Source organism: Noviherbaspirillum autotrophicum, from assembly GCF_000818395.1.
Classification (GTDB): Bacteria; Pseudomonadota; Gammaproteobacteria; order Burkholderiales; family Burkholderiaceae_D; genus Noviherbaspirillum; species Noviherbaspirillum autotrophicum.
In genome coordinates, this window is record NZ_JWJG01000028.1 from 4,064,119 (window position 1) to 4,082,934 (window position 18,816).

General features: G+C 58.5%; 20 protein-coding genes. 10 read left to right on the forward strand and 10 right to left on the reverse strand.

Going from position 1 to position 18,816, the window contains the following annotated elements; all coding sequences use genetic code 11:
• Positions 1–38: 38 nt before the first annotated feature.
• Both TSA66_RS20135 and TSA66_RS20140 read left to right on the forward strand, forming a co-directional pair.
• The gene (locus tag TSA66_RS20135) at positions 39–632 is read left to right on the forward strand and encodes a hemerythrin domain-containing protein (RefSeq protein ID WP_040042806.1); all 594 of its coding nucleotides are present in this window, start codon (positions 39–41) and stop codon (positions 630–632) included.
• 48 nt (positions 633–680) lie between these two features.
• Positions 681–1,553: a YihY/virulence factor BrkB family protein gene (locus TSA66_RS20140; RefSeq protein ID WP_040041295.1), complete on the forward strand. Its 873-nt coding sequence runs from the start codon at positions 681–683 to the stop codon at positions 1,551–1,553.
• Positions 1,554–1,566: 13 nt separating this feature from the next.
• Here TSA66_RS20140 and TSA66_RS20145 read toward each other — a convergent pair whose 3' ends face one another.
• The 6 genes from TSA66_RS20145 to TSA66_RS20170 all read right to left on the reverse strand — a co-directional run bounded on the left by TSA66_RS20145 (position 1,567) and on the right by TSA66_RS20170 (position 8,859).
• Complete coding sequence (locus tag TSA66_RS20145) at positions 1,567–2,757, reverse strand: cystathionine beta-lyase (RefSeq protein ID WP_040041296.1); 1,191 nt, start codon at positions 2,755–2,757, stop codon at positions 1,567–1,569.
• A gap of 12 nt (positions 2,758–2,769) precedes the next feature.
• Entirely contained in the window at positions 2,770–4,125 is a 1,356-nt protein-coding gene (rimO, locus tag TSA66_RS20150; protein ID WP_040041297.1) for a 30S ribosomal protein S12 methylthiotransferase RimO, read from the reverse strand.
• Between the two features lie 90 nt (positions 4,126–4,215).
• Positions 4,216–4,788 (reverse strand): polyhydroxyalkanoate synthesis repressor PhaR, encoded by a 573-nt coding sequence (gene phaR / locus TSA66_RS20155; RefSeq protein WP_040041298.1) that lies wholly within the window; start codon positions 4,786–4,788, stop codon positions 4,216–4,218.
• 236 nt (positions 4,789–5,024) lie between these two features.
• A complete protein-coding gene (gene phaC, locus TSA66_RS20160; RefSeq protein WP_040041299.1) occupies positions 5,025–6,734 on the reverse strand; it encodes a class I poly(R)-hydroxyalkanoic acid synthase in 1,710 nt (569 codons plus the stop codon).
• A 343-nt stretch (positions 6,735–7,077) separates the two neighbouring features.
• Positions 7,078–7,836 carry a peptidoglycan editing factor PgeF gene (gene pgeF / locus TSA66_RS20165; RefSeq protein WP_040041300.1) on the reverse strand — a complete coding sequence of 253 codons (759 nt, stop codon included), beginning with the start codon at positions 7,834–7,836 and terminating at the stop codon, positions 7,078–7,080.
• 3 nt (positions 7,837–7,839) lie between these two features.
• Positions 7,840–8,859 carry an RluA family pseudouridine synthase gene (locus tag TSA66_RS20170; protein WP_040042807.1) on the reverse strand — a complete coding sequence of 340 codons (1,020 nt, stop codon included), beginning with the start codon at positions 8,857–8,859 and terminating at the stop codon, positions 7,840–7,842.
• 58 nt (positions 8,860–8,917) lie between these two features.
• On the opposite strand from TSA66_RS20170, the gene TSA66_RS20175 reads away from it, so the two are divergent.
• Positions 8,918–9,715, forward strand: a complete 798-nt coding sequence (locus TSA66_RS20175) for an outer membrane protein assembly factor BamD (protein ID WP_040042808.1) — start codon at positions 8,918–8,920, stop codon at positions 9,713–9,715.
• 52 nt (positions 9,716–9,767) lie between these two features.
• Here the strand turns inward: TSA66_RS20175 and yaaA are convergent, their stop codons facing one another.
• A complete protein-coding gene (yaaA, locus tag TSA66_RS20180) occupies positions 9,768–10,544 on the reverse strand; it encodes a peroxide stress protein YaaA (protein WP_040041301.1) in 777 nt (258 codons plus the stop codon).
• Positions 10,545–10,571: 27 nt separating this feature from the next.
• Between yaaA and TSA66_RS20185 the strand changes: the two genes are divergently transcribed.
• The 3 genes from TSA66_RS20185 (at position 10,572) to TSA66_RS20195 (ending at position 13,541) form a co-directional block, all read left to right on the forward strand.
• Positions 10,572–11,036, forward strand: a complete 465-nt coding sequence (locus tag TSA66_RS20185) for a putative toxin-antitoxin system toxin component, PIN family (protein ID WP_040041302.1) — start codon at positions 10,572–10,574, stop codon at positions 11,034–11,036.
• Between the two features lie 24 nt (positions 11,037–11,060).
• Positions 11,061–12,230: a pyridoxal phosphate-dependent aminotransferase gene (locus TSA66_RS20190; RefSeq protein ID WP_040041303.1), complete on the forward strand. Its 1,170-nt coding sequence runs from the start codon at positions 11,061–11,063 to the stop codon at positions 12,228–12,230.
• A gap of 156 nt (positions 12,231–12,386) precedes the next feature.
• Positions 12,387–13,541, forward strand: coding sequence for an HD-GYP domain-containing protein (locus TSA66_RS20195; RefSeq protein ID WP_040041304.1), 1,155 nt, complete (start codon positions 12,387–12,389; stop codon positions 13,539–13,541).
• Positions 13,542–13,572: 31 nt separating this feature from the next.
• Here the strand turns inward: TSA66_RS20195 and TSA66_RS20200 are convergent, their stop codons facing one another.
• Positions 13,573–14,220 (reverse strand): glutathione S-transferase, encoded by a 648-nt coding sequence (locus TSA66_RS20200; protein WP_040041305.1) that lies wholly within the window; start codon positions 14,218–14,220, stop codon positions 13,573–13,575.
• A gap of 158 nt (positions 14,221–14,378) precedes the next feature.
• On the opposite strand from TSA66_RS20200, the gene TSA66_RS20205 reads away from it, so the two are divergent.
• The 4 genes from TSA66_RS20205 to TSA66_RS20220 all read left to right on the forward strand — a co-directional run bounded on the left by TSA66_RS20205 (position 14,379) and on the right by TSA66_RS20220 (position 17,816).
• Positions 14,379–15,158, forward strand: coding sequence for an oxepin-CoA hydrolase, alternative type (locus TSA66_RS20205; RefSeq protein WP_040041306.1), 780 nt, complete (start codon positions 14,379–14,381; stop codon positions 15,156–15,158).
• Positions 15,155–15,859: a histidine phosphatase family protein gene (locus tag TSA66_RS20210; protein ID WP_040041307.1), complete on the forward strand. Its 705-nt coding sequence runs from the start codon at positions 15,155–15,157 to the stop codon at positions 15,857–15,859. The genes TSA66_RS20205 and TSA66_RS20210 overlap by 4 nt, the downstream gene beginning before the upstream one ends.
• A 114-nt stretch (positions 15,860–15,973) precedes the next feature.
• Positions 15,974–17,041, forward strand: coding sequence for a phosphotransferase family protein (locus TSA66_RS20215; RefSeq protein ID WP_040041308.1), 1,068 nt, complete (start codon positions 15,974–15,976; stop codon positions 17,039–17,041).
• 82 nt (positions 17,042–17,123) lie between these two features.
• Complete coding sequence (locus TSA66_RS20220) at positions 17,124–17,816, forward strand: glutathione binding-like protein (protein ID WP_040041309.1); 693 nt, start codon at positions 17,124–17,126, stop codon at positions 17,814–17,816.
• A 45-nt stretch (positions 17,817–17,861) separates the two neighbouring features.
• On the opposite strand, the gene TSA66_RS20225 is transcribed toward TSA66_RS20220, so the two are convergent.
• Positions 17,862–18,317, reverse strand: coding sequence for a MaoC family dehydratase (locus tag TSA66_RS20225; protein WP_040041310.1), 456 nt, complete (start codon positions 18,315–18,317; stop codon positions 17,862–17,864).
• 28 nt (positions 18,318–18,345) lie between these two features.
• Positions 18,346–18,801, reverse strand: a complete 456-nt coding sequence (locus TSA66_RS20230) for a MaoC family dehydratase (protein WP_040041311.1) — start codon at positions 18,799–18,801, stop codon at positions 18,346–18,348.
• Positions 18,802–18,816 lie beyond the last annotated feature (15 nt).

Sequence of the window (18,816 nt, forward strand, 5' to 3'; positions counted from 1 at the left end):
CTTCTTCGCCCCTCACCCTGCCAATGGAGGATGCCAGCATGAAATCGATTACCCGTTCCGTCGCCAATACGCTTTCGCCATCCATCACCAACATGATCCGCATGGACCATACCCATGTCCTGGCCACGTTTCATGAGTATGAAATGGATACAAGCCCGCAGAAAAAAAAGACATTGGCCGACTCGGTCTGCCTGGCCCTGGAAATTCATGCGCAGCTGGAGGAAGAAATTTTTTACCCCGCCATGCGCGAGCTTGCCGCCGACACGGCTGTCGTACAAAAAAGCATTCCTGAACATAACGAAATGCGCCGCCTGATTGCCGAACTGCGCCACATGGAGCCGACCGATCCGTCATACGACAAGATATTCCTCGAGTTGATGCGCGATGTGATGCACCACGTTGCGGATGAAGAAACGTCGCTGCTGCCGGATGCGGAACGGCTACTTGCGGACCGGCTAGGCGAACTTGGCATGCGCATGACCAAGCGCCGGCTGCAATTGGCGGCGCCCCATGCAGGCGAACTGGCGCGCGGCGCCATGCGCACATTTCCTACCACCTCCGTGGTCGTGGCGGCAGGTGCGCTGCTGGCCGGAACATATCTGGCGCGCCGGACGTTTGCCCGGCATGCGTGATGTAACAGCCAAAAACCTTATCCATTCACTCCACTGGGGGTAACGCTCATGCAGATTCCCGGTCTTCGGGGGCTTTCGCCCCTCGTACTCGTCAAGAAATCCGTCAAGGCATTTTCCGATGACGACATGTCGACTTATGCGGCAGCGCTTTCCTACCAGGTCTTGTTTTCGCTGTTTCCCTTCCTGCTGTTCCTGATCGCGCTGCTCGGATTCTTTAATCTGTCCGACTTCTTCGAGTGGCTGCGGCAGCAGGCACAGGTCTTTTTGCCGGAGCAGGCAATGCAGCAGGTCAACAAGGTGATCCACGAGCTCAAGCAGCCGAAAGGCGGCCTGATGTCGGTCGGGGCGATCATCGCACTCTGGACCGCCTCGGCCGGAGTGCGGGCCACGATGAACGCCTTGAACACGGCTTATGACGTGGAAGAAGGCCGCCCGGCATGGAAGCTTTACCCGCTCTCGGTGCTGTATACGATCGGACTTGCAGCCATGCTGATCGTCGCCGCCACCTTGTTCGTGATCGGGCCGCAGGCGGTGCAATGGGTGGCCAGCAAAATAGGCCTGGAACAGATTTTCGTCCTGTTATGGACTTGGCTGCGCTGGCCGGTTGTCCTGTTCCTGTTCACCCTGGCGATTGCCGTGGTCTATTACGTTGCTCCCGATGTCGAGCAGGACTTCCGCTTCATCACCCCTGGCGCGGCACTGGCCGTCATCGTGTGGATTGCGGCGTCGCTCGGGTTTAATCTCTACGTGCGCAGTTTTGCCGATTACAACGCGACCTATGGAAGTGTGGGCGCGATCATCGTGATGCTGCTGTACTTTTACATTTCGGCCGCGGTGTTGCTGTTCGGCGCCGAGATCAATGCGGTGATCGAACATCATTCGCCATCAGGGAAAGACCCCGGCGAAAAGAAACTGCATTAATAGTGACGCATCGTCAGGCGGCCCGCAGGGCCGCAAATGCCTGTTCGATATCCGCGATCAAATCCTGCGGGTCTTCCAGGCCGATATTGAAGCGCACCAGTTGCCCCTGATCGCGCCAGCTCGCGCGCATGGACTGTATGCGATACGGCACACACAGGCTGTTGGCACCGCCCCAGCTGTAGCCGATCTTGAATAGCCGGAGGCTGTCGATGAAGCGGTCGGTTTGGTCCTCGCCATAGCGCGCGTCGAACAGCACCGAAAACAGCCCGCCCGCACCAGTGAAGTCGCGCTTCCAGGTTTCATGCCCGGGGCAATCTGCGAAAGCCGGATGCAGGACTTTGGCGATTTCCGGCCGCGCCTTGAGCCAGGCAGCAACCGTGCGCGCAGCGGCATCGTGCGCGTCGAAACGCAGCTTCATGGTCGGCAGGCTGCGCAGCACGAGATAGCAGTCGTCCATGCCGACGCCATACCCCAGGCGCATATGCGCCATCTCGATACGATGGATCAACTCCTTGTCGCGCGTAATGACTGCTCCCATCAAGACATCGGAGCCGCCCGACTGGTACTTGGTCAGCGCCTGCATCACGATATCGACTCCATGCTCGAATGCCCGAAACGCAATGCCCGCTGACCAGGTATTGTCGATCGCCACATAGACCTTCTGCGTGCCCGTGCTCTTGCGCTTTGCGGCGCGGCAGATGGCGGGGATGTCGGGCACTTCCATCGATACCGAGCCCGGTGCTTCGGTCCAGATCAGCCGGGTATTGGCTTGGATCAGGTCGGCAATCCCCTCTCCAATCAGCGGATCGTAGAAACGCGCGCTGATGCCGAAATCGCGCGCCAGCCAATTGCCCAGCTCGCGGTTCGGGTTGTACACGTTATCCGGGATTAGCACATCGTCACCGCTTCGCAGCAGAGCAAGGTCGACCATCGAGATCGCCGCCAGCCCGCTCGGCGCCAGCAAGCAATGCTCGCCGCCCTCTATCTGCGCAAGGCGCGCTTCGAGGGTGAACGACGTCGGCGTGCCATGCAAGCCATAAGTGTAGGAATTCTTGTCCTGCCAGTTACGCGAACGCACGGCGGCGACGTTCTTGAACAGGACGGTGGAGGCATGATGAATCGCCGTCGGAAAAGCACCAAACCCATCCGGCGCCTTGTAGTCGCTGTGAATGAGCGTGGTCTGAAGCGATTTGCGATCCGTCATGCGACCTCCCGATCAGGACTCAGCCCACAAATCGTAGGCGTCGGCGGCGGCCACCCTGACGTCGACGAATTCACCGACGTGCAGCTTCCTGTGCGGCTCGAACGGTGGCTTGACATACACTACACCATCGATTTCCGGCGCATCAGCGGAAGAACGCGCGACGGCGCCGCCAGTCCTCTCCACTTCGTCGATCAGCACGCGGATAGTCTTGCCGACTTTCGCCTGCAAGCGCTTCTTGGAAATCCCTTCCTGCAGCGCCATCACGCGGTCGCGCCGTTTGTCGCGCACCTCTTCGGGCACCGGATCCGGCAATTCGTTCGCTGTCGCACCCTCCACCGGCGAATAGGAAAAACAGCCGAGCCGGTCGATCTCGGCTTCCTTCAGGAAGTCGAGCAGATACTCGAACTCCTGCTCCGTCTCTCCGGGGAATCCGGCGATGAAGGTCGAGCGGATTGTCAGATCCGGGCACATCTTGCGCCACGCCTGGATGCGCTCAATATTCTTTTCACCGTTGGCCGGACGTTTCATGCGCTTCAACACATCCGGGTGCGCGTGCTGCAGCGGCACATCGAGATAAGGCAAGACCCTGCCCTGCGCCATGAGCGGGATGATGTCATCAACATGCGGATACGGATAAACGTAATGCAGGCGCACCCAGGCATCGTATTGTGCGGCCAGCTCGCCCAAGGCAGTGACCAGCTGCGTCATATGCGTCTTGACCGGCTTGCCATTCCAGAAGCCGGTACGGAACTTCACGTCGACGCCGTACGCGCTGGTGTCCTGTGAAATCACCAGCAATTCCTTGACGCCGGCCTTGAACAGGTTTTCCGCCTCCAGCATCACATCGGCCACCGGGCGCGACACCAGGTCGCCACGCATCGACGGGATGATGCAGAAGCTGCAGCGATGATTGCAGCCCTCTGAAATCTTGAGGTAGGCATAGTGTTTCGGCGTTAGCTTGATACCTTGCGGCGGCACCAGGTCGACAAACGGGTCGTGCGGCTTGGGCAAATGCTGGTGCACGGCGCTCATCACTTCGCCAAGCGCATGCGGCCCCGTCACTGCCAGCACCTTTGGATGGACGCTCTGGACGATGTCCTTGCCGGCGGCATCCTTTTTCGCGCCCAGGCAACCGGTGACGATCACCTTGCCGTTTTCGTGCAGCGCTTCGCCGATTGCATCGAGCGACTCCTGCACGGCAGCATCGATGAAACCGCAGGTGTTGACGATCACCAGGTCGGCGCCGTCGTACGACTTCGCCGTCTCATAGCCTTCGGCGCGCAGCTGGGTGATGATTTGTTCCGAATCGACCAGGGCCTTGGGACAGCCGAGCGACACGAAACCGACTTTGGGAGAGGAATCGGACATAACAAAAAAGGGTACAAAGCGAATCCGCTATTGTACCCTTTCAAGCCGCCGTTCTTGCCTGCAGAGGCAAGAGTTACTTTAATGCGTTGACTATTTCTTATCCTTGTCGGTCATGCCGGGAAACGGGAAATTTCCCGGAAAACCGCCAAACATGTTCTTGGTCTGGTTTTGCATCTGTTCCTGCATCTGCATGAACAGGTTCTTGCTCTGCTCGATGTAGTTGCTCATCATCCCCTGCATCATCGGTCCCTGTACATTCATGAACTGGGTCCACATTTCCTGGCTAAACGGCTTGCCCTCGTAAAACCCCTTGGAGGTTTCAGCCAGCTTGTTCTGGATATCGATGAAGGCCTGGATGTTCTTCTCGAGATAGGAACCCATCATCCCCTGCATCGCGTGACCGTAGTAGCGGATGATCTGCGACAGCGCGCTGCTGGAAAACATCGGCGTACCGTTCGCCTCTTCTTCCAGGATGATCTGCAACAGGATGCTGCGGGTCAGGTCCTCTTCAGTCTTGGCATCGACGACGGTGAATTCCTCATTGTCGAGCACCAGTTGCTTCACATCGGAAAGCGTAATGTAGGAACTGGTCTGGGTGTCGTAAAGGCGGCGGTTCGGATACTTCTTGATCAAGCGCTCGGTAGCCTTTTTTGCACTATTCATCGAATTTCCAGTGTTTTGCGTTGCAACGCATTTATGCCGTTTTATAAAAAGCGAACAAGCGTTCGCCTCTGTCTCATTTAATTATAGTGCGAAAAAACAAAGATTTACGCAACTATTGCCAGATAATTATAGGCTTATTGCAACGCAATTGAGAACAACTTTATTTCTTTTTGACAATACCGACGCATCGACTCCGACACGCCGGCAAAATGCACCTTATCAATCCGGCGCGCTACTTACTCTGCCTTGACTTTCACGTAACGGCCGGGCGCGGGTTCGATCACCTTGTACTTGGCGCTGCCATACTTGGGCGCCTTCACTTGCCCGCCCGCGTTCTTTTCGAGGAATTTCGACCATTCGGGCCACCAGCTTCCCGTATGCTCGGTCGCGCCTTGCAACCACGTGCCCGCATCAGCCGCCGGCTTGTCATTGCTCCAGTAGCTGCGCTTCTTCTTGGCCGGTGGATTGATCACGCCCGCGATATGGCCGGAGGCGCCGAGCACGAAGCGGTTATTGCCGCGCTTCTTGGAATTCAACAGATTGGTCGATTCATAGGCGGCGGTCCATGGCACGATGTGATCTTCCCGCGAACCATAGATGAAGGCCGGAACATCGATAGCGCCGAGATCGACCGGAGTGCCGGCCACCGCGAGCTTGCCCGGCACTTTCAGGCTGTTTTCAAGATAGAGATTGCGCAGGTACCAGCAGAACATCGGTCCTGGAAGATTGGTGGCATCCGCATTCCAGTACAGGAGGTCGAACGGCGGCGGGTCCTCGCCTTTCAGGTAGTTCGACTTCACGTAATTCCAGACCAGATCGTTCGGACGCAGGCTGGAAAATGCGGACGTAAAATCGCGCCCGGGCATCAAGCCGCCATTGCCGATGGTCTTTTCGCGCAACGCCACCTGTGCTTCATCGATAAATACGTCGATGACACCGGTTTCAGAGAAGTCCAGCAGCGTCGTCAGCAAAGTGACGCTGGACACCGGTTTTTCGCCGCGCGCGAACAGCAATGCCAGCGCCGTCGACAGGATCGTTCCGCCGACGCAGAAGCCGAGCGCATTGATTTGCTCCTGTTTGGAAATGTCACGCACGACGTTAATCGCCTCAATCGCGCCTTGTTCGATATAGTCGTCCCAGGTCGCATTGGCCAGCGAGGCATCCGGATTGCGCCATGAAACCAGGAATACCGTATGGCCTTCGCTGACGGCATACCGCACCAGCGAATTCTCCGGCTGCAGGTCGAGAATGTAGTACTTGTTGATACACGGCGGCACCAGCAGCAGCGGCCGCTCGAACACGGTTTTTGTCAGCGGCTTGTACTGGATGAGCTGGAAAAATGCGTTTTCGAATACGACTGCGCCTTCGGTGTTGGCCACGTTGCGCCCGACTTCGAACGCAGACTCATCGGACTGCGAGATGTGGCCTTTTTGTAAGTCTTCGATCATGTGGGAAATGCCTTTCATCAGGCTCTCTCCCTTGGTTTCGATCAGTTTTTGCTGCACTTCCGGATTGGTCGCGAGGAAGTTGGCCGGCGACATAGCGTCGACTAATTGCTGAACCGCGAAACGGATTTTCTGTTTTGCGCGCGGCGTTGCTTCCACTGCGTTCGCCATCGCCATCAGAAAGCGCGAATTAAGCAGATAAGTGGCGGCATTGAAAGCGAACATCGGATTCGACTGCCATTCCGGTCCGGCAAAACGCCGGTCGGCAATGGCTGGCGTCTTGGAGCTCAGCATCTCCTGCCACAGCGAGGACAATTGCTGCATGTAGTCGTTCTGCAGCTGCACCACCGTGGAAGGGTCGATGGTTGCGCCGAATTCCTTCATCGTTGCGGTAATCGGCTTCGTATCGATTTGCTGTGTTTTCAGCCAGGATTGCCATACGTTTGGATCGAACTTGGGCATCCACGGGGCGAAATCGGTTTGCGGGGTGAACATGTTCATGCGTGCATCTCTAGGTTCTGACGTGTCGTTGAAGTTCGGATGTTGTACTTAACCTTCGGTTAGATCGTTGCCATCGCCGGACTTAACTTGTTTTTGTGATGTCTGTTACCGCGCAATTCTCCTTGCCGGCCACGATCTTTCTGCTGTACGTCTTGTGTCTCCCCAGCTACCCATTTTAACTTGCGCCATACGCGCTAACGCACACCCCGCCACAAGGAAATCGAAAATATTCCTGCATAACGACTGGCATTATGCATTCGATATTTCCCTTAAGAAAGGTTATGGAAAGAGATAGAAATAAATTGAAATGGGCGACCAAATCTTCCCCCATGAGAGAAGACAATTACTTGAGCCAAATCAACGATGCCATGCGGCCAGTCGTCTTGTCGCGTCGATAGGAAAAAAAACGGTCTTGATCGGCCACAGTACAGAGGCCGCCGCCGTACACGCGGGTTACACCGGTGCGTGCGAGTATCGATTTGGCCAGACGATAAATATCCGCCCAATATTTTCCCGTCTGAGCAGGATTCGGCTTGAAGGCCGATGCGAGGCCGGCATCACGCTTTGCGAAGGCATCAAATACATCCTGCCCGACCTCGAAACAGTCCGGTCCGATTGCCGGCCCGAGCCAGGCAAGTATCTCGCCGGCGCCAGCATCACGCATGTACGCGGCCGTGTTCTCCAATACGCCATGCGCAAGGCCGCGCCAGCCGGCATGCGCAGCTCCGACCACCCGCCCCTGCGTATCGCAAAACAACACAGGAAGGCAATCCGCAGTCTGGATGACACAGACCACGCCGGGTCGATCAGCGATGCTGGCGTCCGCGTCCGGGATGCCTTGCCCGATGTCGCCGGCATTGACCACCCTTGTGCCATGAACCTGCGATAACCACGCTGGCTCTGCCGGCAACTGCTTGCGCAACAGCGCCCGGTTTTGCCTGACATGCTCGGGATCGTCGCCGACATGCGTGCCCAGATTCAGTCCGCCACCGCCCGCGCCATCGTCATACGGCGCACGGCTTGTACCGCCCATACGCGTGGTCGACAATGCGGCGACATTGGTCGGCGCATTGCTCCAGTCGGGAACGATGAAATGGTGCATCGATCAGTCCGGGACAGTCGCTTCAATGCCCGCCCGCGCGAACAGCAGCGCCAAATCGGATGGCAATGCCGCACGCCATTCGCATGGTTTTCCTGATTGGGGATGCGTCAGGCCGAGCCGATAGGCGTGCAATGCCTGCCGCCCGAATGCCGGTGCCAAATGCGGCTTGCCGTACAGCGGATCGCCCACCAGCGCAAAACCGATTGACGCCATATGGACGCGAATTTGGTGAGTGCGCCCGGTTTCCAATTGACAGCGCAAAAGACTGACCGGACGGCTATCCAGTTGTCCGTTCGCCAGTCGCTCGTAATGCGTAATCGCCGGCTTCGCGCTTTCATGCGTGGAGACTGCCATTTTGATCCGGTCGCGCGGGTGGCGGCCGATTGCGGCCTCGATCCTGCCGCTAATCTGTGGCATGCCCCACACCAGTGCCAGGTATTCGCGCTTGACGGTACGCGCCTGCAACTGGCGTACCAGATCTGTCTGCGCCTCCAGTGTTTTGGCAACCACCATCAAGCCGCTGGTTTCCTTGTCAAGACGGTGCACGATCCCGGCGCGCGGCACACCGCCCAATGCCGGAATGTGGTGCAGCAAGCCATTGAGCAGGGTGCCGGTCCAGTTGCCTGCCGCCGGATGGACGACCAGCCCGGCCGGTTTGTCGATGACAAGAATGGACTTGTCTTCGTGGATGATCGACAGCGTCATCGCTTCCGGCTGATAGGCTTGTTCCTCTGGCGCCGCCTGCGGCTGGACGACAATGGTTTCATCACCCAGCATTGTCGTTTTCGCGCGGGCCGGCTGGCCTTCCACCGTCACATGGCCGGCTTCAATCCACTGCTGGATACGGCTGCGGGAATATTGCGGCACCAGGGTCGACAGTGCTTTGTCGAGCCGCATGCCGCAAAAATCGGGGTTCAGGGCCAGGGTGATCGCGGATTGGTCCGGCAATCCAGCGTCTTCGTCACCCTCGTCAAAATCGGAGTCGGGCAGGGTTTTATTCAAATTCGGTTTTTCGGCGCGCATCGTGGCAAGTTCCATCAGCTATAATCAATCTCTTGTTCAGATGTATTCTTGCAACGTCATGCAAAAAAAATCCCTGAAGTTCGCTGCCCTTGTTCTCGCCGCCTCGCTGTCGGGTTGCGGTCTGCTTCCCGAAAAAGTGGATGAGACCAAGGATTGGCCAGCCGCCAAATTATACTCGGAGGCTCGCGACGAATTATCGAGCGGGAATTACGAAAAAGCGATCCAGTACTTCGAAAAGCTGGAATCGCGTTACCCATTCGGCACTTATGCGCAGCAGGCGCAGATGGAAATCGCTTACGCCAATTACCGGCAAGGCGACCAGGCACAGGCGCTGGCTGCGGTGGAACGCTTCATCAAGCTCCACCCGAACCATCCGAATGTCGATTACATGTACTACCTGCGCGGATTGATCAACTTTAACGACAACACCGGCTTTTTCGATTTCCTGTCCAAACAGGATCCGAGCGAGCGCGATCCGAAAGCCGCGCATGAAGCGTTCGACTCCTTCAAGCAGCTGGCCGAACGTTTCCCGGACAGCAAGTACGCCAAGGATGCGATCGCCCGCATGAAGTACCTCGTCAACGCGATGGCACGGCATGAAGTGCACGTGGCGAATTACTACTATCGCCGTGGCGCCTTTGTGGCGGCAGCCAACCGGGCACAGGTGGCGGTCAACGAATACCGCGATGCGCCAGTGGTCGAAGAAGCCCTGACCATCATGGTGCGTTCATATGATGCGCTGGGGCTGACCGATCTGCGTGACGATGCGGAGCGCGTGCTGAAATCGAATTTCCCGAACAGTGCGTTTTTCAAGGGCGCCGTGGCGCAAAGCGAACCGTGGTGGAAAATCTGGTAGGTCGCACTTCCCGCAACAAAGCCTCGCAATGCGAGGCTTTGTTGTTTCTGGCCTAGCGCTCGATCCGGCGCCGAAAGAACCACACGTCTTCGCTCGAGGCGGCCGCGTCGAACGCATACCCGTCCGCATCGAACTCCTTCAGCTTCTCCGGCTGCCTGATCCCGTTTTTCACTGCATAGCGCGCCATCATGCCGCGCGCGCGCTTCGCATAAAACGAAATCACCTTGTATTTGCCGCCCTTCCAGTCCTCGAACACCGGCGTGATGACCGGCGCCTTCAGCAACCGAGGCTTGACCACCTTGAAATACTCTTCCGACGCCAGCTTGACCAGAGCCTTCGATTTCTGCTCGGCCAGAACCTGATTAAGCGCCTCGGTCACCCGGTCGCCCCAGAATGCATACAAATCCTTGCCGCGCGGGTTGGCCAGCCGGGTGCCCATTTCCAGCCGATACGGCTGCATCAGGTCCAGTGGCCGCAGCACACCGTACAGGCCGGATAAAATGCGAATCCGGGATTGCGCGACATCGAGATGTTTTGCGGTAAGCGACGGCGCATCGAATCCATCGTAGACGTCGCCATTAAATGCGAGAATCGCCTGTTTTGCATTCTCTTTGGTGAATCTGCGGGACCAGGAAGCGTAACGTCCGACATTTAACACGGCCAACGCATCCGAAATCTGCATCAGGCTCCCAATCTGCGCCGGCGACAGCTGTTTCAGGACGTCGATCAGTTCGGCCGAATGGTCGATGAAATCAGGGAGGGTGTACGCATCGGTGGTCGCAGGCGTATCGTAGTCGAGCGTCTTGGCGGGCGATAAAACAATCAGCATGGAAAATCAATCAGGATAACTAAGGCAATGATACCGACGCGCATTGTAATCGACACCAACGTCTGTCTGGATCTGTTCGTCTTTCACGACCCGCGCTGGGCAGAGCTGCTTGCGGCGCTGCAGGCCGGGACGGTGGAAGCAGTAACGCGAAACGACTGCCGCACCGAGTGGCTGATGGTTCTGGAGTACCGCCATCTCCCGCTGGACGAGCAATCGCGTCCGCTCGCGGCAGCGCAGTTCGATGCCCTGATCACCTGCCTCGCCGCCGACACGCTGTCGCCGTGCGACGACATTCGTCTTCCTGTCTGCAAGGATCCGGACGACCAGAAATTCCTCGAACTGGCACGCGACGCCCGGGCGCACACCTTGATCACCAAGGACAAGGCGCTGCTGAAACTGGGAAAAAGAACCGCGCGGGCGGGGCTGTTCCGTATCATCCGGCCGGAATCCTGGCTGCCGGCCGAAGCGGCTATGGTTACAATGCCAGCTTGACTCCCACAACTGTCCGCACCTCGCATGAATCCGTCTTCCAGCACTCCTGCATTGCAGTCGAAACTGCCGAACGTCGGCACCACGATCTTTACCGTCATGTCCGCCCTTGCCGCGGAAAAAGGCGCGGTCAACCTGGGCCAGGGCTTTCCTGATTTCGACTGCGATCCGGCGCTGGTCGACGCCGTGACGGCGGCGATGAAGCAAGGTCTGAACCAGTATCCGCCGATGGCGGGAGTGCCGGTATTGCGCGAAGCGATCGCGGCAAAAATCGATGCGCTGTATGCGCACGCCTATGACGCCGCTACGGAAATCACGGTGACGGCGGGCGCCACCCAGGCCATCCTGACCGCGATCCTGTGCAGCGTGCGGGCGGGCGATGAAGTCATCGTGATCGAACCGGCCTACGACAGCTACGTGCCTGCCATTGAGCTGTCCGGTGGCACACCTGTCTTCGTCCAGATGGAAGTTGGCCCGGACGGCTATTCCGTGCCGTGGACGAAAGTGGCTGCCGCAGTCACCGACCGCACTCGCCTGATCATGATCAATTCGCCGCACAATCCGACTGGCTCGGTGCTGCGCGCGGCCGACCTGGAAGCGCTCGCAGCCATCGTACGCGGAACCGGCATCCTGATCATTTCCGACGAAGTGTACGAGCATATGGTGTACGACGCTGTGCGCCATGAATCGGTCTGCCGACACCCTGAGCTGGCGGCGCGCTCCTTCGTCATCTCCAGCTTTGGCAAGACCTACCATGTGACCGGATGGAAGGTTGGCTATGTCGCCGCTCCGGCGCCGCTGTCCGCCGAATTCCGCAAGGTACATCAATTCAACGTCTTTACCGTCAATACGCCGGTGCAGCATGCACTGGCGCGCTACATGAGCGATCCGGCGCCCTATCTCGAACTGCCGGCGTTCTACCAGCGCAAGCGCGACCTGTTTCGCGCCGGCCTCGCGTCGACCCGCTTCAAACTGCTTCCATCCGACGGCACCTATTTCCAGTGCGTCGATTACTCCGGCATTTCGGACATGGCGGAAGCCGACTTTGCAAAATGGCTGACGGCGGAAATCGGCGTTGCCGCCATTCCGGTATCCGCCTTCTATCACCGGCCGCACGAATCGGGCATCGTCCGCTTCTGTTTCGCCAAAAGAGACGAAACCCTGCACCGTGCCTTGGAACGGCTTGCAACCCTCTAGAAAATTTCTTATGCTGCCTATAGGAAACAACAAAATTTGCCGATAACAGAGGCAAGGCGCGCCAGATTATTCATCGCCGGCCTGAAAGCAAGTTAAATAAAAGACATGCAAGGCCGCATTTTGCAACCCCGTCATTGTTCAGTGCAGGGATAGCAGATGGACCAGAAAAACCTCACTGTTGCGGACTTCCTGATCGGCCAGCCATTGCCATGGGACGTCTACACCGAAGGCGACAAGCTGCTGCTGCGCCGCGGGCAAATCGTCCAGTCCGTAGAACAGTTGAACAAGCTGTTCGAGCGCGGCCTGTATATCAATCGCTCCGCAGAGGAAGAGGCAGCAGCATCGGCCAAGGCGCACGAACGCCCCGCACCCAAGAAGGCGGAAACCCCGTCCGCGCTGCATTTCATCAATCTGGCCAACAAGCGGCTCGAGCGCCTGCAGTACAACCTGGCCAATGAAGACGGCGCGCAGGAAAAGATCCTCGAAGTAGTAAAAGCCCTCACTCATGCGGCAAACATCCACTCCGACGTGGCGCTGGCCAGCGTTCTGCTCAATCAGGATGCCGCTAACTATGCCGTGCGGCATAGCGTTGATACCGCGATCGTTGCGCTGCACGTGGCACGCGCGATGAAGAAAACGCCGGAGGAGATTCAAATCATCATGGCAGCGGCCTTGACCATGAATATCGGCATGCTGCGCCAGCAGGATCATCTCGAAAGCAAATCCGAACCGCTCACCGAGAAGGAAAACGACGTCATCCGCCATCATCCGCAGGAGTCAGTCGCCCTCCTGCGCCAGGCCGGCGTCACGCATCCGGAATGGCTATCGTATGTGCTGCTGCACCATGAAAACGAGGATGGCAGCGGCTATCCGCTCGGCACCGATATCGGGGACATCCCGCAAAACGCCAGAATCGTCGCGATGGCCGACCGCTATTGCGCGGCCGTCGCTCACCGCAAATACCGCAAGACCTTGATGCCGAATGCGTCGCTGCGCGATGTGCTGATGGCCGGCGGCAAGGCCAGCGATCCCATGCTGGCCGCCTACTTCATCAAGGAGCTCGGCATGTATCCGCCGGGCGCCTTCGTGCGTCTGCAAAGCGAGGAAATCGCGGTGGTGACAAAACGGGCGACCGCCGATTCTGCGGCAGTCGTGCATGCCTTCATCGGCCCGCGCAACTCCGCGCTTTCCATCCCGCTGCAACGTGAAACAGCGAAGAAAGCGTTTGCGATCCGGGAAGCTGTGTCCAGCGATCAGATCACCCTGCGCTTCAGCATGCATCAGCTCTGGGGCGACGTTGCCTCGCCATGAATAAAGGCCGCGCAGCGGCCTTTTCTTCGGATTATTTGAAGCGCTGCCTGAACAGTTCGGAGTTGGCCTTGCGATCCGCATTGACGCGCTGCGCAGCCGGGCGCGCATTCATCATCGCCACATATTCCTGCACCGGCAAATCGGCCAGCACATCTTCGCCATAGATCTTCTTTGTCGTGCTGCTAATCAGCGGTAAATGAACCAGCGCGGCACAATCCGCCATGGTGAATTGCGCACCAGCCACATAGGGCGCGAATTTCGCCAGGTGCGCAAACGCCTTTGCATTGCGCCGCAACAGCTTGCGCGCGCGCTCTTTCACCTCATCCGACACCTTGCCGCCGAAGAAGGCTTCCACGAACAATTCGCGCGCCACCAGCTCCAGATGCAGTTCCAGGAAGGTGATCAGCTCGCGCACCTTGGCGGCAGCGAACGGATCGGGCGGCAGCAGCGGCTTTTCCCGATAGGCAGCTTCGAGATACTCCATCATCACCTGCGATTCGCACAGCAGGCCGTGCTCCGTTTCGAAAAAGGGCACCTTGCCGAGCGGCGAGCGCGCCAGCATCTCGGGGGAACGGTCGGTCCATACCAGCTCTTCTTCGAATGGCACTCCCTTTTCCAGCAGCGCGAACTTGACCTTGTTGTAGTAATTGCTGGCGGCAAAGCCGCAGAGTTTCAGCATGTCGTCTCCCCCTCTTGTTGATGGTTTCTTGTGCGAGAAGCTTACCGCAGGAAATAATCGATTTGCAGCCTCGCCCACTTGACTCCCGCATTTCGGCAATAATATCGTGCAATGCTATTGCGTTTCATCGCACATCAATTTTCCAACCCGCCATCACCATGTCCGCCGAACTCCAAGCCTCGCGCCAGGACGCGACCCTGATTCTGACCATCTCCAATCCCGGCGCCAGGAATGCACTCCATCCTGATATGTACGCCGCTGCGATCGAGACCCTGACCACCGCCGAACGCGACGAGTCGATCCGTGCCGTCGTGCTGACCGGTGCCGACCATTTTTTCTGCGCCGGTGGCAACCTCAACCGGCTCCTCGATAACCGCAGCAAGGATCCGTCCGTGCAGGCCGACGCGATCGACCAGTTGAACGGCTGGATCGAGGCGATCCGCGACTGCCCGAAACCGGTCATTGCCGCCGTCGACGGTGCGGCAGCCGGGGCCGGCTTTTCGCTGGCGCTGGCTTGCGACATGATCGTCGCCGGCCAATCCGCCAAGTTCGTGATGGCCTATGTACGCGTCGGCCTCACGCCCGACGGCGGCGGCTCCTGGTTGTTGACGCGCGCCCTGCCGCGCCAGTTGGCGTTTGAAGTCCTTGTCGAAGGCAAGCCGGTGAGTGCGCCGCGGCTGCATGACTTGGGCCTGGTCAATCGCCTGGTAGCCGACGGCACTGCGCTCGACGCTGCCCTTACCTGGGCCGACGAGCTGGCCGAACTGTCGCCCAATGCCGTCGAACGCATCAAGTCGCTCACGCACGAAGCGCAAGTCAGCACGCTGTCCAAGCACTTCGACACCGAAAAGCGGCATTTTGTCGAGAGCCTGCATCATCGCGACGCGCACGAAGGCATTACCGCTTTCCTGGATAAAAGAAAGCCTCACTACAAATGACTCCCCATCAAAGGCGGCGCATCTACCTGATGCGCCACGGCAGCGTCACGTATTTCGACGACCAGGGCAAACCCTTTCTCCCCGAACAGGTGCCTCTGAACGAACTAGGCCGACAGCAGGCTACCGCCGCGGGCAAGGTATTCGCGCAGGCTGGATTGCATTTTGACCGGGTGATCGTGTCCGGCTTGCCGCGCACCGTCGAAACTGCAACACGGGTCTTGGCCGAAACCGGACAGCAAATCGAACTGGAGCAATGGCCCGACCTGGAAGAACTACGTGGCGGCAAGCTCTCGGCGATTCCCGACGAAAGCCTGAAAGAGGCCTTCGTCGGCGCGTTTGACGGGCTAGTACCGGAAGACAAGCAATTTCTCGGCGGCGAAACCATCGGCCAGCTGCTGGACCGCGTGCATCCATGCATCGACCGCCTGCGCGCCGATCAATCCTGGGATACGGTCCTGCTGGTGCTGCATGGCGGCGTCAATCGCGCCATCCTGTCCTATGCGCTGACCAACCAGCGGCTCTTCCTCGGCAACCTGGCGCAGACTGCCGGCTGCATCAATGCCATAGACGTCGGCGCAGTCCACGCTGACTGGGTGGTCCGCATCGTCAATTACTCGCCCATCTCTGAACTACAGGGCGAATCGCGCCACACTACGATGGAAGTACTGCTGGAGCAGTACCGCAAGTCGCGCGGCCTGTAGGCAGCCGAGCGCCTTATTGGCTACGTGCCAGCACAAGCTAAAATAGTACGGTCGTACACTTTTATGATGTAAAATGAGCCATCGTTGATCCGCCCCTTACGCAAAGGAGACAAGATGTTCGAAGAATTCATGGGCACCCGGCCGGTGTCGGAACGCGCGAAGTTCGATGTCGACGCATTGCAGGCATACATGCGCGACCACGTCGAAGGCTATTCCGGTGCGCCGCTTACCGTTGAACAATTCAAGGGGGGGCAATCCAACCCGACCTTCAAGCTTTCCGCGGGCGACCAGCGCTATGTACTGCGCACCAAGCCGGGACCGGCCGCCAAGCTGCTCGCCTCCGCCCATGCGATCGACCGCGAGTTCCGCGTGATGGACGCGCTCAACAAGGCTGGATTTCCCGCGGCGCGACAATACGCATTGTGTCTGGACGAGTCGGTGATCGGCCGCGCCTTCTACATCATGGAATTCGTCGACGGCCGCGTGCTGTGGGACCAGTCCATGCCGGGCATGAGCAACGCCGATCGCGCTGCCCACTACGACGAGATGAACCGCGTAATCGCACAGCTGCATACGATCGATTACGCCGCCATCGGCTTGGCCGATTTCGGCAAGCCGGGCAACTACTTTGCGCGCCAGATCGACCGCTGGACCAAGCAGTACCGCGCATCGGAAACCGAAAAGATCGACGCGATGGACAAGCTGATCGAATGGCTGCCGAATAACATCCCGCCTGGCGACGAAACCAGCATCGTGCATGGCGACTACCGTCTCGACAACATGATCTTCCATCCCACCGAGCCGCGCGTGCTGGCCGTCCTGGACTGGGAATTGTCGACGCTGGGCCATCCACTGGCCGATTTCTCGTACCACTGCATGAGCTGGCATATCCCTCAGGGGCAGTTCCGCGGCATCGGCGGCCTCGACCACAAGGCGCTCGGCATCCCCACCGAAGACGAGTACATTGCGAAATACTGCGAGCGCACCGGCAAGACGATCCGCAAGGAAGACTTCGACTTCTACCTCGCCTACAACATGTTCCGCCTGGCCGGCATCATGCAGGGCATCATGAAGCGCTACGTCGACGGCACCGCCGCCAGCGAGCAGGCGCTCAAGAACGGCAAGGCCGCGCGCCCGATGGCGGAAATGGGGTGGAGCTACGCGTCCCGCGCCAAGGGCTGATCCCCGTCCTTCTTGTCAGCACGGAACCTCAAACTTCTGCATAATCAAACAGGGTTTGAGGTTCCGATAACGAGGAGAAAAAATGATCGACGTTTATACCGCCGCCACGCCGAACGGCCACAAGATTCACATCATGCTGGAAGAATGCGGCCTGCCCTACCGGGTACATCCCATCAACATCGGCGAAGGCGACCAATTCAAGCCCGAATTCCTTGCGATTTCCCCTAACAACAAGATTCCTGCCATCGTTGACGCCGATGGCCCGGACGGCAAGCCGATCTCGCTGTTCGAATCCGGCGCGATCCTCGTCTACCTCGCCAGCAAAGCCGGCAAATTCCTGGGCGACACCGACCGCCAGAAATTTGTGACCTTGCAGTGGCTGATGTTCCAGATGGGCGGCGTCGGGCCGATGCTGGGGCAGGCGCACCACTTCCGCATCTATGCGCCGGAAAAAATCGAGTACGCGGTCAACCGCTATACCAATGAAGCAAAGCGTCTGTACGGCGTGATCGACAAGCAGCTGTCGAACAATGCCTATCTGGCTGGCGACGAATATACGATCGCCGATATTGCCACTTTCCCCTGGCTGCGCTCATGGAAGAATCAGGGGGTCGAGCTGGCGGAATTTCCGAATGTGAAGCGCTGGTTCGACGAACTCAGCGAACGTCCTGCCGTCAAGCGCGGCGTCGAAGTGCTGGCCAGCGCGCAAAAGCCACTGACGGACGACAAGGCGAGAGAAATGCTGTTCGGGAAAGCCCAGTACGCAAAGCACTGAACAACCGAACGTCCCGGGCAGCCAGGACGTTTGACAGAATGACGATTACCAATAGCGCAGCGAAATCGATTCGGCTATACAGACCGGCTTGTCGCCGCCCTCGCGCTCAACCGTCACCTTCCAGATAAGCTGCGCGCCATTCTCGATATCTTCCACGCCTTGCAAGATCATGCGGGCGCGCACCTTGCTCCCGACCGGAACGGGCGCCGGGAAGCGTACCTTGTTAAGGCCGTAATTCACGCCCATTTTACTCATCGGCATGCTGACTGCACTCTCCATCAGCATCGGCAGCAGCGACAGCGTGAGAAAGCCATGCGCGATGGTGCCGCCGTAGGGCGACTCCTTGCGGGAGCGCTCGACGTCGATATGAATCCATTGATGGTCGCCGGTCGCGTCGGCAAACATGTTGATGCGCTCCTGGCTGATCGCAACCCAGTCGCTCACTGCGACTTCCTGCCCAATCAGGCTTTTTAATTCTTCTACCGAAGTAATTTCACGCATGTTGTCTCCTCACTGATCTCGTTGATTTTCAGGCAGGCCGGCGCTGGAACATGCCCATCCCCTTGACGGTGGCGACTAACTCTCCATGCTGGTTTTTCGCTTCCCACAAGGTGACGACGACGCCGCGATCCGGCCGGCTGCCCGAAGGCCGCTTTTCCAGCGCGGTGGTGGTGACAGTCAGGGTGTCGCCGCCGCGCACCGGCTTGAGCCAGCGGATCTCATCGACCCCGGGCGAACCCAGGCTGGCGGCGCGATTGAGGAATCCATCCACCATCAAGCGCATGATCATGCCGCAGGTATGCCACCCGCTGGCGATGATGCCGCCATACATCGATTTTGCCGCAGCCTCCTTGTCGACATGAAAAGGTTGGGGGTCGAACTGTGTCGCGAAATCGATGATTTCTTCCTCCGCCACAGTACGGTGTCCGACTTCAATGGTTTTGCCTACTTCAAAATCTTCAAAGTACCAGTTCGGTTGCAACATGTCCCCTCCCCCCCT